13 protein-coding genes are annotated in these 13,133 nt (G+C 64.5%); 3 read left to right on the top strand and 10 right to left on the bottom strand.

The window, feature by feature from the left end:
- Positions 1 to 2 precede the first annotated feature (2 nt).
- The 7 genes from BN948_RS01770 to BN948_RS01740 all read right to left on the bottom strand — a co-directional run bounded on the left by BN948_RS01770 (position 3) and on the right by BN948_RS01740 (position 8,600).
- On the bottom strand, positions 3 to 1,016 hold the full coding sequence (locus BN948_RS01770; protein ID WP_009516365.1) for an ABC transporter ATP-binding protein: 1,014 nt from the start codon (positions 1,014 to 1,016) through the stop codon (positions 3 to 5).
- Positions 1,013 to 1,981: an ABC transporter ATP-binding protein gene (locus tag BN948_RS01765; protein ID WP_009516366.1), complete on the bottom strand. Its 969-nt coding sequence runs from the start codon at positions 1,979 to 1,981 to the stop codon at positions 1,013 to 1,015. The genes BN948_RS01770 and BN948_RS01765 overlap by 4 nt, the downstream gene beginning before the upstream one ends.
- Before the next feature lie 2 nt (positions 1,982 to 1,983).
- Positions 1,984 to 2,895 carry an ABC transporter permease gene (locus BN948_RS01760; protein ID WP_035620160.1) on the bottom strand — a complete coding sequence of 304 codons (912 nt, stop codon included), beginning with the start codon at positions 2,893 to 2,895 and terminating at the stop codon, positions 1,984 to 1,986.
- A gap of 119 nt (positions 2,896 to 3,014) precedes the next feature.
- A complete protein-coding gene (locus BN948_RS01755) occupies positions 3,015 to 4,589 on the bottom strand; it encodes an ABC transporter substrate-binding protein (protein WP_009519997.1) in 1,575 nt (524 codons plus the stop codon).
- On the bottom strand, positions 4,586 to 5,875 hold the full coding sequence (locus BN948_RS01750) for a M20 aminoacylase family protein (protein WP_009519998.1): 1,290 nt from the start codon (positions 5,873 to 5,875) through the stop codon (positions 4,586 to 4,588). Before BN948_RS01750 ends, BN948_RS01755 begins: the two co-directional genes overlap by 4 nt.
- Positions 5,876 to 5,963: 88 nt before the next feature.
- Positions 5,964 to 6,944: an ABC transporter permease gene (locus BN948_RS01745; RefSeq protein WP_009520000.1), complete on the bottom strand. Its 981-nt coding sequence runs from the start codon at positions 6,942 to 6,944 to the stop codon at positions 5,964 to 5,966.
- Between the two features lie 63 nt (positions 6,945 to 7,007).
- On the bottom strand, positions 7,008 to 8,600 hold the full coding sequence (locus BN948_RS01740; protein WP_009520001.1) for an ABC transporter substrate-binding protein: 1,593 nt from the start codon (positions 8,598 to 8,600) through the stop codon (positions 7,008 to 7,010).
- 267 nt (positions 8,601 to 8,867) lie between these two features.
- Here BN948_RS01740 and BN948_RS01735 point away from each other — a divergent pair, with 267 nt between their 5' ends.
- Positions 8,868 to 9,170 carry a ComEA family DNA-binding protein gene (locus BN948_RS01735; RefSeq protein ID WP_009520002.1) on the top strand — a complete coding sequence of 101 codons (303 nt, stop codon included), beginning with the start codon at positions 8,868 to 8,870 and terminating at the stop codon, positions 9,168 to 9,170.
- Between the two features lie 81 nt (positions 9,171 to 9,251).
- On the opposite strand, the gene BN948_RS01730 is transcribed toward BN948_RS01735, so the two are convergent.
- Complete coding sequence (locus BN948_RS01730) at positions 9,252 to 10,325, bottom strand: porin (RefSeq protein ID WP_009520003.1); 1,074 nt, start codon at positions 10,323 to 10,325, stop codon at positions 9,252 to 9,254.
- 116 nt (positions 10,326 to 10,441) lie between these two features.
- Here BN948_RS01730 and BN948_RS26495 point away from each other — a divergent pair, with 116 nt between their 5' ends.
- Positions 10,442 to 10,606 (top strand): hypothetical protein, encoded by a 165-nt coding sequence (locus BN948_RS26495; protein ID WP_156037819.1) that lies wholly within the window; start codon positions 10,442 to 10,444, stop codon positions 10,604 to 10,606.
- Here the strand turns inward: BN948_RS26495 and BN948_RS01725 are convergent.
- Positions 10,594 to 11,595 carry a porin gene (locus BN948_RS01725; RefSeq protein WP_009520004.1) on the bottom strand — a complete coding sequence of 334 codons (1,002 nt, stop codon included), beginning with the start codon at positions 11,593 to 11,595 and terminating at the stop codon, positions 10,594 to 10,596. The two genes, BN948_RS26495 and BN948_RS01725, sit on opposite strands and share 13 nt — an antisense overlap.
- Before the next feature lie 231 nt (positions 11,596 to 11,826).
- On the opposite strand from BN948_RS01725, the gene coq7 reads away from it, so the two are divergent.
- Positions 11,827 to 12,489 (top strand): 2-polyprenyl-3-methyl-6-methoxy-1,4-benzoquinone monooxygenase, encoded by a 663-nt coding sequence (gene coq7 / locus BN948_RS01720; protein WP_009520005.1) that lies wholly within the window; start codon positions 11,827 to 11,829, stop codon positions 12,487 to 12,489.
- Between the two features lie 8 nt (positions 12,490 to 12,497).
- Here the strand turns inward: coq7 and BN948_RS01715 are convergent, their stop codons facing one another.
- Positions 12,498 to 12,947, bottom strand: a complete 450-nt coding sequence (locus BN948_RS01715) for an OsmC family protein (RefSeq protein ID WP_035620156.1) — start codon at positions 12,945 to 12,947, stop codon at positions 12,498 to 12,500.
- Between the last annotated feature and the right edge of the window lie 186 nt (positions 12,948 to 13,133).

Below are 13,133 nucleotides of genomic sequence, written 5' to 3'. Positions count from 1 at the left end.
GCTCAGATCCGCCCTTCCTCCACCGCGTGGCAGGCGATGCGGATGCCGCCCAGGTCCAGCAAGGCCGGGCGCTCGTTGCGGCAACGGTCGTTGGCGTGCGGGCATCGCGGGTTGAAGGCGCAGCCACTCGGCGGGTTCAAGGGGTTGGGCACTTCGCCCTGCACCGGCGTGCGCGCCTTGCCGGTGTCGTGCATCTTCGGAATCGCGTCCAGCAGCATGCGCGTGTAGGGGTGACGCGGGCTGTCGAACAGCGTGTGCTTGGGCGCCAGCTCCACCAGGCGGCCCAGGTACATCACGCCCACCTGGTCGCTCACGTGGCGCACCACGGCCAGGTTGTGGCTGATGAACAGGTAGGTCAGGCCGCGCTCGCGCTGCAGGTCCTTCATGATGTTGAGCACCTGCGCCTGCACCGACACGTCCAGCGCGCTGGTGGGCTCGTCGCAGACCAGGAAGTCCGGCTGCGTGGCCAGGGCGCGCGCGATGGAGATGCGCTGGCGTTGGCCCCCGCTGAACTGGTGCGGGTACTTCAGGCTGTCGTGCGGGCTCAGGCCCACCGAGCGCAGGAGGTCTTCCACGCGCTCGCGCAACTTCAGGGGATCGGTTTCGATCTCGTGCTCGCGCAGCGGCTCGGCGATGATGTCCTCCACGCGCCAGCGCGGGTTCAGGCTGGCGTAGGGGTCCTGGAAAATCATCTGGATGCGCCGACGCAGCACCCGCCCCGCCGGCGTCTTGAAGGCCGCGTGCGCGTCCTGCTGGTCGAACTGGAAGCCGCCACGCGTGGGCTCGTACAGGCCCACCAGGAGGCGGGCCACGGTGCTCTTGCCACAGCCCGATTCACCCACCAGCGCCAGCGTCTGCCCGCGCGGGATGTCGAAGCTCACGCCGTCCACGGCGCGCAGCAACTGACGCGGCTTGCGTTCGAGCACGCGGTTGAGCCAGGGCGGCGAGACGTCGAAGGTCTTGGCCAGGTCGGTGGCGCGCACCAGGGGGGTGGCGTCGGCGATGGTCTCGCTCATGCCGCCGCTCCTTGCTGCAGCCAGCAGGCCGCGCGCGTGGCGCCGGCGTCCATCAAGTCGGGGCGATCGACATGGCAGCGGTCGAACACGTGCTCGCAGCGCGGGTTGTAGGCACAGCCCTTGGGAATGGCGTTGAGGCGCGGCATGGCGCCATCGATCTGGTGCAGGCGCTCGCGCTCTTGCGTCATATCGGGGATGCAGGCCATGAGGCCACGGGTGTAGGGATGGGCCGGATGATTGATCACCTCGTGCACCGGGCCGATCTCGGCGACGCGCCCGGCGTACATCACGGCCACGCGGTCACAGGTCTCGGCGATCACGCCCATGTCGTGCGTGATGAGCATGACGGCCGCCCCGCGCTGTTTGCAGATGGTCTTGAGCAGCGTGATGATCTGCGCCTGGATGGAGACGTCCAGTGCCGTGGTGGGCTCGTCGGCCACGATGAGCTGGGGCTCGGCTGCCAAGGCCAGCGCGATGACCACGCGCTGGCGCATGCCGCCGCTGAACTGGTGCGGGTAGTGGTCGATGCGCTGCTCGGCCGCCGGGATGCCGGTGTCGCGCAGCAACTGGATCGCGCGTTCGCGCGCCTCGGCCGCGTTCACCGGCAGGTGCGTGGTGATGGTCTCGGTGAGCTGGCGGCCCACGGAGTACAGCGGGTTCAGCGAGGTCAGCGGGTCCTGGAAGATGGCGCCGATCTTGCGGCCGCGGATACGGCGCATTTTCTCGTGCGGCAGATTGTCGACGCGCTGGCCTTCGAGCAGGACCTGCCCCGAGGCGATGCGCCCCGGCGGCTCCAGCAGGCCGATGATGGACGCGCCCGTGAGCGATTTGCCCGCGCCGGACTCGCCCACCACGCCCAGGATCTCGCCGGGTGCGATGTCGAATGAGATGTCGTCGAGCGCGCGAAGGGTGCCGCGGCGCGTGGGGAATTCAACGACGAGGTTCTTGACTTGCAACAGGCTCATGGTCAGCGCAGCCTTGGGTTGAGGGCGTCGCGCAGCCAGTCGCCCAGCAGGTTCACGCTGAGCGCGATGAGGATGAGCATGAGGCCGGGGAAGATGGTGATCCACCACTCGCCGGAGAAGAGGTAGTCGTTACCGACGCGGATGAGCGTGCCCAGCGAGGGCGAGGTGGGCGGCGCGCCCACGCCGAGGAAGGACAGCGTGGCCTCGGTGATGATGGCCGTGGCCACCTGGATGGTGGCCAGCACCAGGACCGGGCCCATGACGTTGGGCAGCACATGGCGGCCCATGATGCGCAGCGGCGCCACGCCGGTGACGCGAGCGGCCTGCACGTATTCCTTGCTGCGCTCAACCAGGGTGGAGCCACGCACGGTGCGCGCGTACTGCACCCAGCCGGCCAGGGTGATGGAGATGATGAGCACGCCGAAGGCGAGCGTCTCGTGCGCGTTGGGAAACAGCGCGCGGCCCACGCCGGCAATCAGCAGCGCAATGAGGATGGGCGGGAACGACAACATCACATCGCACAGGCGCATGAGGAAGGCGTCGATCCAGCCACCGAGAAAGCCGGCCAGCAGCCCGAAGGTGACGCCAATGACCACGGACAGCACCACCGAGGCCAGGCCCACCGCGAGCGAGATTCGCGCGCCGTACATCAGCGCGGAGAGGATGTCGCGACCCTGGTCGTCCGTGCCCAGCACGAACTCGGGGTTGCCGCCTTCCTGCCACACGGGCGGCAGGCGCGCGTTCATCAGATCCAGCGTGGCCAGATCAAAGGGGTTGTGGGGAGCGATCCAGTTGGCGAAGAGCGCGCAGACCACACAGATGAGCGCGATCACCGCCGCCACGATGGCCGTGGGCGAGGTGCGAAAGCTGTACCCGACATCGCTGTCAAGCGCGCGGCGAAGGATGGCAATCAAGAAAACGTCCTGGAGAGTGAAGCGATGCGCAGACCCAGGGCCAGCGCGGAACCGGCTCCGCCGGGCCGCTGCTGGCGCCCCTTGGGGGGGAGACGCCGCAGGCGGCGCGGGGGATAGCCCTATTTCACCGACATGTAGCGGAACGGCATGAAGTTGTCAGCCAGTTGGGCCAGGCTCACGTTATTGGCCACGCCCCAGGCCAGGGCCTGCTGGTGCAGAGGGAGGTGACCGACATCGTCCGAATGGATCTTGAAGGCTTCGCGGATCATGGCGTCGCGCTTGCTCTTGTCGGTCTCGGACTGGATCTGCTTGGTCAGCTCATCCACCTTGGGGTTGCAGTAGGAGCCCAGGTTGAACTGGCCCGAACCCGAATCGTCCACGCAGCGCATGAGCGCGTTGAGCGCGTTGTGCGAATCGTAGGTGCCCGGCGTCCAGCCCAGCATGTAGAAGCTGGTGTCGCGGCGCAAGATCTTCGGAAAGTAGGTGCCCTTGGTCTCGGCCTGCAGGTTGATCTTCACGCCCACTCGCGCCAGGTTGGCGGCCACGGCTTGGCAGATGTTGCCATCGTTGACGTAGCGGTCGTTCGGGCAATTCATCGCCACCTCGAAACCGTTCGGATAGCCGGCCTCGGCCAGCAGCTTCTTCGAGGCCTCGGGGTCGTAGGGCAGGCGGGTGTTCAGGCTGGCATCGAAGCCGTTGATGCCGGGGCCGACCATCAACGCCGTGGGCGCCGACGCACCGCGCATCACAGTGCGCTGGATGCCCTGGATGTCGATGGCCTGGTAGAAGGCCTGGCGCACGCGCTTGTCCTTGAAGGGGTTCTTGCCCTTCACGTTCGAGTAGAGCAGTTCGTCGCGCTTCTGGTCCATGCCCAGGAAAATGGTGCGCAATTCGGGGCCCTGCATCACCTTGGACTTGCCGCTGCCGTTGATGCGCGCGACGTCCTGCAGCGGTACGGGTTCGATCACATCGACCTGACCCGACAGCAAGGCAGCGACGCGCGTGGAATCGTTGCCGATGGGCGTGTACTCCACCGTGCTCACGTTGCCTTCGATCTTGCCCCAGTAGTTGCCGTTGCGCTGGAAGGTCGTCTTCACGTTGGGCTGGCGCTCGCGCAGGCGGAAGGGGCCGGTGCCGTTGGCGCGGAACGAGGCCGCGTTCTCGATGCCCTTGCGGCGGTCCACGGGGCGCGTGGCCTGGTTGTCCTCGCACCACTTCTTGCTCATCACGTAGAGCAGCGAGAGCACGTCGGGCAGGATGGGGAACGGGCCCCTGGTTTCGACGTCGACGGTGTGCGAGTTCACCTTGCGCACGTCCTTGACGTCGTTCACGTAGCTCTTCATGTCCGAGCCTTCACCCGCGGCGCGCGCGAAGGTAAACAGCACATCGTCGGCAGTGAAGGGCGTGCCGTCGTGGAATTCCACGCCTTTGCGCAACTCGAAGCGCCAGACGGTGGGCGAGGTTTGCTTCCAGCTCGTGGCCAGGCCGGGCACCAGCTTGAGGTTGCGGTCGCGCGCCACCAGCGGCTCGTAGACGTTGCCCGTCACGGTGAGCTGTAGGGACTCGTTGAGCGAATGCGGGTCCATCGACAAGGCATCGCCCTGGTTGCCGATGCGCACCGTCTGGGCGCTGGCGACGCCGGTGGCCAGGGCGGCGGCCACTAGCAGGGCGGCCGAGGATTGCTTGAGGTTCATGCTTCGCTCCTTGCGGGGGTGGGGGAAGGGGTGGACTGAGGGGTGGACTGGCGCAGCGCCGCGTGAGGCTCGCCCAGCGGCATGCCCTGCTCGATCAGGCTGGCGTGCAAGGCGGCGCCCAGTGGCAGCACCTCGTCGTTGAAGTCGTAGCGGCTGTTGTGCAGGAAACAGGCTCCCTGCCCGTTCTCGGCACCCTGGCCCAGGCGCAGGTAGGCGCCGGGCTTGACCTGCAGCATGAAGGAGAAATCCTCCGCGCCCATGCTCGGGTCCATGTTGCGGTCCACGTGCTCGTGGCCCACGAGCTTTTGCGCCACTTCCATCGCAAAGCGGGCTTCGTCGCGCGTATTGATGGTGGCGGGGTAGATGCGTTCGTAGTTCAGGTGCGCCGAGGCCCCCAACCCCAGCGCCACGCCGGAGCAGACCTCGTGCAGGCGCTTCTCGACCATGGCCTGGACCTCCGGGTTGAAGGTGCGCACCGTGCCGATCAGCCGCGCCGTGCCGGGAATCACGCTGAAAGCGCCCGGGTCGCCGGCCTGCATGGCACACAGGCTGATCACGGCGCTGTCGATTGCGCGCACGTTGCGCGAGACGATGCTCTGCACGGCTGTGATGATGTGGGCCGCCACCAGCACCGGATCGACCGCAGCGTAAGGGTGCGCGCCGTGGCCGCCCTTGCCGGTGATCTCGATGGTGATGCGATCAGCCGAAGCCATCATCGGCCCCGGGTTCACGCCCACCATGCCTGGGCGCATCTGCGGCCAGTTGTGCATCGCAAAGACCGATTGCACCGGAAAGCGCTCGAACAGGCCGTCTTCGATCATGGCCTTGGCGCCGGCGAAGCCTTCTTCGCCGGGCTGAAAGATGAGCACGGCCGTGCCATCGAATTGGCGCGTTTCGGCCAGGTAACGCGCGGCGCCCACCAGCATGGCGGTGTGCCCATCGTGGCCACAGCCGTGCATCATCCCGGGCTTGGCCGACTTCCAGGCGAAGTCGTTGTGCTCGGTCATGGGCAGCGCGTCCATGTCGGCGCGCAGCCCGATCATGCGGCCGCTGCCATTCTGGCGGCCGCGGATGATGGCCACCACGCCGGTCTTTCCGATGCCGGTGTGGATCTCGTCCACGCCGCACACCTTGAGCGACTCCGCCACGCGCTTGCTGGTGTATATCTCTTCGAAGCCCAGTTCGGGATGGGCGTGCAGGTCGCGTCGCAGCGCGGTGAGTTCGGGGTGGAAGGCCGCGATGTGCGCAAACGCCGGGCCATGCACCTTGTAGCGGGACTTGTTCATGAGGCCTCCCGCCGGGCCGCCCCAAGGGAGGCCTGCACCCCCTCGGGGGGCAGCGAATACACGAAGTGATGAGCGTGGGGGTTCATGATCAATGTCCTCCGGACTTTTCCACGCGCAGGCGCGGATCGACCGCAAAGTACAGCAGATCGACGACGAGGTTGATCACCACGAAAATCAGCGCGATCAGACACAGGTAGGCGGCCATCACCGGGATGTCGGCGAAGGTCACGGCCTGGATGAACAGCAGACCCATGCCCGGCCATTGGAACACCGTCTCGGTGATGATGGCGAAGGCGATCAGGCCACCAAGCTGCAGGCCGGTGATGGTCATCACCGGCACCAGCGTGTTCTTCAGCGCGTGGCCGAAGTGAACGGCGCGGTTGGTGAGACCACGCGCACGAGCGAACTTGATGTAGTCCGTGCGCAGCACCTCCAGCATCTCAGCGCGCACCAGCCGCATGATGAGCGTGAGCTGGAAGATGGCCAGTGTGACCGCCGGCAGCGTGATGTGGATCCACCCCCTCGTGGTGAGCAGGCCCGTGCTCCACCAGCCCAGGTTGACCACGTCGCCACGGCCGAAGCTGGGGAACCAGCCCAGGTGCACTGCGAACACCAGGATCAGCAGGATGCCGATGAGGAAGGTGGGCAACGACACACCCAGCAGCGAGACTGTCATGAACACCTGGCTGAGAAAGGTGCCGCGCTTGAGGGCCGCATACACACCCATGGGAATGCCCACCAGCAGCGCCAGCACGGCAGCCACCATGGACAACTCAAGCGTCGCCGGGAAGCGCTCGGCGATCAGGCGCGACACCTTGGCACCCTGGCGCAAGCTCAACCCGAACTCACCCTGCGCGGCGTTGACGAGGAAGTGCCAGAACTGCACGAAGAACGGCTGGTCGAGCCCCAGGTCGGCGCGCAAGGCCCGCACCTGTTCCGGCGTCGCGTCCTGCCCCAGCAGGAACACCACCGGATCCCCGACGTACTGGAACAGCATGAATGCGATCAGCGCCACGCTGACCATGACGATCACCGCCTGCGCGAGGCGTCGGAGAATGAAAGCGAACATCGATGAAAAAGCAAGAGAGGGTCGCGCCCGGACGGAGGCGACCCTCTTTGGTCTATACCCGGGTCAGTTTACCGTGATGAGCCGCCAATCGAGGCGGTTGTCGGCGCGGTGAACCACGTTGATGCTCTTCTTCATCGCCCAGGGAATGATCTGGTTGTGCAGCGGCAGGTGCGACACGTCGGCGTTCGACAGCTCAAGCGCCTCCGTCAGCAGGCGATTGCGGATCAGCAGGTCGGTCTCGACCTTCGCGCGGTCGATGATCTGGTCCATCTTGGGGTTGCTGTAGCGGCCCACGTTGTAGTTGCCGTCACCGCCCTGCCCTACGCTGCGCACCAGCGACTGCAGGCTGTACATCGCGTCAAAGGTGGGCACGCCCCAGCCCAGCATGTAGATGCTCGCCTCGTAGCGTTGAATCATCGGAAAATAGGTGGACAGCGGCAGCGTGCGCAGCTTGGCCTTGACGCCGACACGCGCCCACATGGCTGTCACGGCCTGGCAGATCGCCTCGTCATTGATGTAGCGGTTGTTCGGGCAGGCGAAGTCGACCTCGAAGCCGTCCTTGTAGCCGGCATCGGCCAGCAGCTTCTGCGCCGCGGCCACGTCGAACGGGTAGCGCTGGTGCACGCCCTCCGTCCAGCCCGTCACCTGCGGCGCGATGATGGCGCCCGTGGGCTGGCCCAGGCCGCGCAGCGTAACGCGCGCGATCGCGTTCATGTCGATGGCCTGGTACAGCGCCTTGCGCACGCGAACGTCCTTCAGCGGGTTCTTGCCCTTGATGTTGCTGCCGACCAGTTCGTCGCGGTGCTGGTCCATGCCGAAAAAGATGGTGCGGTTCTCGACACCGTCCATGACCTTCAGGTTGCCGTCCTGGCGCAGGCGCGGCAAGTCCTGCGGGCTCGGGTCGAGCACGAAGTCGACCTCGCCCGACAGCAGCGCGGCCATGCGTGTGGCCGTGGCCTTGACGGGCGTGTACACAACCTCGGTTACGTTCGTCTCGGTACTCCCCTTGCCCCACCAGTTGGGGTGGCGCGTGAGCACCATCTTCTGGTCCTGCGCCCACTCCTTCAAAACAAAGGGACCGGTACCCATCGCATTGCGGTGCGCGAAGTTTTCGTCCTGCGTCTTGATGTCTTTGGGTGCGGTGGAGTTGTTCTTCTCCGCCCAGGCCTTGCTCATCATTCGCAACTCGGTGAGCTGGTTCACCAGCACCGGGTTGGGGCCTTTGGTGAAGATGTCGATGGTGTTGTTGTTGACCTTGACGACGCGGTCGATGCCCTGGATGTATGGCGTGAAGTTCGAGGTGGGCGCCATCGCGCGCTGCAGCGAGAACACCGCGTCGTCGGCGGTGAAGTCCGAGCCATCATGGAATTTCACGCCGGTGCGCAGTGTCAGGCGCAACTGCGTGGGCGACACCTGATTCCAGCCCGTGGCCAGCAGCGGCTCGGGTTTGAAGGTGCGGCTGTTGTAGTAGACGAGCGACTCGTACACCGCGGCGTGAATGCCGTTCGCCAGCGCATTGTTCTGGGAATGAATGTCCCAAGTCGGGATGTCACTGGCGCTCGTCCACTTGAAGGTCTTGGCTTGAAGACCACCGGTCGTGACAGCCAAGGCTGCCCCCAGCACGACCGCCTGCATGGGCACGGAGAACGATTTCATCGTTGACACCTGAAATAAATGAAGGTGCCGCGACTATGCAACAAGCGTTCCTGCGCCAGCGACGGGACTTACCCGTACCAAGTATCTGGCGCGCGAGTAGCGCCACAAACCATGACGCATCCATGACCTCTGCACGTCGTTTCCGGACGCAGTGCCAGACATCATTTGTCCGTCATTTCAAATAATTCTTTATGGCTATATTTGAGTCGCCTATCGCTCTGGAAGATAGGCCTTTCAACCAACTTAAACACTGAAACGCTCATCGTTATGAAGAAACTCCTCATCGCCGCCCTCTTCTCCCTTTGCGCTGCCACGGGCTTCGCCGCCGTCGACGTCAACAAGGCCTCGGAGGCCGATCTCGACAGCGTCAGAGGCATCGGCCCCAGCACCACGAGCAAGATCCTCGAGCAGCGCAAAGCCGCACCATTCAAGAGCTGGGGCGACCTCATTGAGCGCGTGCCGGGCATCGGCGACAAGCGCGCCGCGAAACTGTCGCAAGAAGGCCTGACGGTCAACGGCGACGCCTTCAAGCCGACCGGCGCACCCGCGGAAGCCAAGCCCAAGCAATAAGCGCGGTCCAGCGACACGCACAATGAAAAAAGCCGCCCGGCATGCCGGGCGGCTTTTTTTGAGCAGCGCTCGTTCTGAAGATCAGAAGTTGTGCTGGATGCCCAGGCCGAAGAGGGTGCTCTTGGCTTCGTCGCCAGGGGTCGTCTCATCTTCGATCTTGGTGCGGTTGAACGCCGCGTACAGGAAGGTGCGCTTGGACAGCGTGTACTTCGCACCGATGCTGAAGCCGGTGGCGGTGGTCAGGTCCACACCACTGCTCTCGGTCTTGGAACGGGCCAAGCCAACACCGACGTCAAAACCAGCACCCACGGGAACGTCCACACCCAGGTTCCACTCATTGGCCTTCACATCGGCGAAACCGTCAGGAGACACTTTCACTTGGTTCACGCCGCCAACCAGTTTCAGGAAACCAAAGTCGTACGAACCATTGAGCAGGTTGTAGGTGGTCTTGCCGGTGGTGGCCAGACCGGTCAGCACGCCAGTGCTGTCGAAACTCGCGAGGATGCCAGCAACTCCGCTTTCGACCTTCTGGTTCTGATGGGCAAAGCCCGCGACGATGGGGCCGTTGGCGTAGTTCAGGCTGAACGACGTCAGGCTGCTGGAACTGTTGGTCGGCGAAGCAGCGCGGTCTTCACCCAGCGAATATGCCAATGCGCCCGAGAATCCGCCGAAGTTGGGCGTGTTGTAGCGGATGGTGTTGTTCGGATTGTCTTCGTAGAACTGCCACGTGGTCCACGACGCGGCGAAGTTCGCGTTGAACGTGTCGTTGGCCATCGCGCGGGTATCGTCGTACGGCGTCCACGGCTTGCCCAGTTGCACTTCACCAAAACCACCCGACAGACCGACCCACGACTGGCGGTTGAAGCTCAAGCCACCGTTAGTGCCGGTGTCCATGGCCAGCGCGGCTTCGAGGTTGAAGTTGGCTTTCAAGCCACCACCCAGGTCTTCGGAGCCTTTGAAGCCCAGACGGCTGGTGTTGAAGCCACCACTCTCGAGAACGGAGGTGCTGGCAGAAGTCGACACACCACCAATGGAGGCATCCGCCTTCGTGCGACCGACCCACACGTCGGCCATGCCGTAGAGCGTCACGCTCGATTGAGCCATGGCGGCACCGCAAGAGGCCAGGACGGCCAGAGCGATCAGACTTTTCTTCATGGGGAGAATCCTTTTCCTTTGGAACGGTTTGGAAGCGTTTCACGCGACTGAAACTAAACGGATGGTATCCAGCGCTCGACCGGTTTACGGGTTACTCCTTAGGGTTTTACACCGATATGCCGCACATCGTTGCGAGTAAGCAACAGGCCGACCACCACGCCTCCAATGCAATCTTCACGCCAGCAGTGCTCATCTTCGGCAACAAAAAAGCCACCGCCGAGGCGGTGGCTTTTGGCCTTGGATGCCAGCGGGACAAGCCCGCGAAGCATCAGAAGGAGTGACGCACGCCGATTTCGAAGCCGCGGCGCTTGTACTCAGTTGCAGCCAGCAGGCCGGCATCGGCGCTGATGCGGGCGAAGTTGCCGTACAGAGCGGTGCGCTTGCTCAGGCCGTACTCGTAGCCGATAGCGATCTGATTGCCGTCAACTTCCGCACCACCAGCAGGTTCAGCCTCGGTACGGGTGTACGAAGCCTTGATCAAGCCGGGGCCAACAGGCGCCGTCAGGCCAATCATCAGGTTGGTGGCCTCGTTGCCGGTCGTGTCGTCTTCCGCGGTCGTGTAGTTGAACATCGGCTTGATGAAGCCGAAGTCGTACGAAGCACCGATGTTGGAACGCTTCGAATCAGCAGCACCCACGTTGCCTTCCGAGGCGGTCGCGAAGGCCACGGACAGCGGGCCGGCGGCATACACCACGCGCAGACCCTGGTAGTCGCTGGCGCTGGTACCCGTGTCGACTTCCTTGAAGCCGTACGTGAGCTGGGCCTGGAAGCCGCCCATGTTGGGCGTGAAGTAGGAGATCAGGTTGTTCGAGCGCACGTTGGTGGCGATGTATCCACCCGACACGGTGCCCCACATGTTGATCGAGCTGCCCAGACCGTTGGTGCCGAACGGGTCGTACACCGTGTGGTTCCAGAAGGTCGGCGTGTAGTCACGACCCAGGCGGACTTCACCGAAACCACCGGACAGGCTCACGGTGCTGCGGCGCTGGAAATTCAGGCCGCCGACGGTACCGGTGTCGGGGTTCAGGGCGCCTTCCAGCCAGAAGCTGGCGCTCATGCCGCCACCCAGATCTTCCACGCCACGGAAGCCGAGACGGCTCGAGGCGGTACCGTCTTGCGCCATTTCCGTCAGCGAGACGTCCGTACCGTTGGCTTCGGTCTTCGTGTGGCGGACGTTCACGTCCATGATACCGAACAGGGTCACCGACGACTGGGCCAGTGCTGCGCTGGAGGCTGCCACGGCAGCCAGAGCGATCAGGGTCTTTTTCATCGAGGAATTCTCCAAGGTTTGGGTTAAGAGGCCGGAAGTCTGTGCCCCCGAGCCGACCTCCATTGAGGAAGCTGGGGGCATTGCATCAGAAACGACTTGCAACCGCCATGTTTGTCGGCCGCAACTTGCCCCAGGGTGGTGCTGTTGTTGCAGCCTTGCCACGATTCCCAGGGGTTACCCCTAGTCCCGCCGCATGGCACGATAGGCCGACGCTTCGATCGAGAGAACACCATGAACCCATTCAGTGATGCCCTCGTGGGCGCGGCCGATTCGGCCCTTCGCACCTTGTTCGCCGCGCCGCGGGCCAGCCAGGCCTGTCCCACCGTGCCCGAACATCACGACGATGGTGCACTGAGCACCGAGGAGCGGCATCTTTCTGGTGCATTGATGCGCGTGAACCATGTCGGCGAGGTGTGCGCCCAGGCTCTATACACGGCGCAGGCACTGGCGGCCCGCTGGCCCGGGCGGCGCGGCAAGGCGCCGAACGAGACCCTGGCTCGCCAACTTGAAGAGGCCGGCCGGGAGGAAACCGATCACCTGGCCTGGACCAAAGCCCGTCTCGACGAGTTGGGCAGCCGACCTTCGCTGCTCAACCCGCTCTGGTACGCGGGCGCCTTCGGGCTGGGTTTGCTGGCCGGGCGCCTGGGTCAGGGTCCGAGCCTGGGCTTCGTGGTGGAAACCGAGCGACAGGTGGAGGCCCACCTGGCCAGCCACCTGGACCGGCTGCCGGCCGAGGATCACGCCTCACGGGCCATCGTGGCGCAGATGAAGCTCGACGAAGCCCGTCACGCGCGTTTGGCCCAACAGGCCGGCGCGGTTGAACTGCCGGCCCCGGTCAAGGGGCTGATGCGGATGGCGGCCAAGGTCATGACAACCGTGGCACACCAGATCTGAGGAGGGCCTCAGCCCTCCAACAGATCGAAGCTGGTGGTGATCTCGGCTGTCTTGGCCAGCATGATGCTGGCCGAGCAGTACTTTTCGTGGCTCATGGCGATCGCCCGCTCGACCGCGTTGGCGGGGATGCCCTTGCCCGTGACCGTGAAGTGCATGTGGATCTTGGTGAACACCTTGGGATCGACCGGCGCACGCTCGCTCGTGAGCTTGACCGAGCAGCCGCGCACGTCGTGGCGACCACGCTTGAGAATCAGCACCACGTCATAGGCCGTGCAGCCCCCTGTGCCGGCGAGCACGGTTTCCATGGGGCGTGGCGCCAGGTTGGCTCCGCCGTTCTCGGGCTTGTTCGCGTCGGGCGCGCCGTCCATGGCGAGCACATGCCCGCTGCCGGTTTCGGCGACGAACCCCATGGCCGAGCGGGTGCCGCTGGCGCCGGTCCAGGTGACGGTGCATTCCATCAGACAGTTCTCCGTGACAAAGCCCATGACTTCTAAGGGCTTTGCTCTAAAAATGAGGGCAAAGAACGCCAGGTTGTTGCAACGCAGCAATCCGGCGATATACTTGCGTCATTGTATTTACGGTTGTCTCCTCTACCCTCCACGGGTGGATTCAAACCCGGACCAGCTTCGTTGGTCCGGGTTTTT

The sequence above is a fragment of the Hydrogenophaga intermedia genome (assembly GCF_000723405.1).
GTDB classification, from domain to species: Bacteria; Pseudomonadota; Gammaproteobacteria; order Burkholderiales; family Burkholderiaceae_C; genus Hydrogenophaga; species Hydrogenophaga intermedia.
The sequence above is the reverse complement of the archived record's forward strand: the minus strand, read 5'-3'. Positions and strand labels throughout refer to the sequence as shown.

What these genes read in the sequence shown, in the direction of transcription:
- BN948_RS01770 (WP_009516365.1), bottom strand. Translation starts at nt 1,016, where the DNA reads ATGAGCGAGACCATCGCCGACGCCACCCCCCTGGTGCGCGCCACCGAC.
- BN948_RS01765 (WP_009516366.1), bottom strand. Translation starts at nt 1,981, where the DNA reads ATGAGCCTGTTGCAAGTCAAGAACCTCGTCGTTGAATTCCCCACGCGC.
- BN948_RS01755 (WP_009519997.1), bottom strand. Translation starts at nt 4,589, where the DNA reads ATGAACCTCAAGCAATCCTCGGCCGCCCTGCTAGTGGCCGCCGCCCTG.
- BN948_RS01750 (WP_009519998.1), bottom strand. Translation starts at nt 5,875, where the DNA reads ATGAACAAGTCCCGCTACAAGGTGCATGGCCCGGCGTTTGCGCACATC.
- BN948_RS01745 (WP_009520000.1), bottom strand. Translation starts at nt 6,944, where the DNA reads ATGTTCGCTTTCATTCTCCGACGCCTCGCGCAGGCGGTGATCGTCATG.
- BN948_RS01740 (WP_009520001.1), bottom strand. Translation starts at nt 8,600, where the DNA reads ATGAAATCGTTCTCCGTGCCCATGCAGGCGGTCGTGCTGGGGGCAGCC.
- BN948_RS01735 (WP_009520002.1), top strand. Translation starts at nt 8,868, where the DNA reads ATGAAGAAACTCCTCATCGCCGCCCTCTTCTCCCTTTGCGCTGCCACG.
- BN948_RS01730 (WP_009520003.1), bottom strand. Translation starts at nt 10,325, where the DNA reads ATGAAGAAAAGTCTGATCGCTCTGGCCGTCCTGGCCTCTTGCGGTGCC.
- BN948_RS26495 (WP_156037819.1), top strand. Translation starts at nt 10,442, where the DNA reads ATGCCGCACATCGTTGCGAGTAAGCAACAGGCCGACCACCACGCCTCC.
- BN948_RS01725 (WP_009520004.1), bottom strand. Translation starts at nt 11,595, where the DNA reads ATGAAAAAGACCCTGATCGCTCTGGCTGCCGTGGCAGCCTCCAGCGCA.
- coq7 (WP_009520005.1), top strand. Translation starts at nt 11,827, where the DNA reads ATGAACCCATTCAGTGATGCCCTCGTGGGCGCGGCCGATTCGGCCCTT.
- BN948_RS01715 (WP_035620156.1), bottom strand. Translation starts at nt 12,947, where the DNA reads ATGGAATGCACCGTCACCTGGACCGGCGCCAGCGGCACCCGCTCGGCC.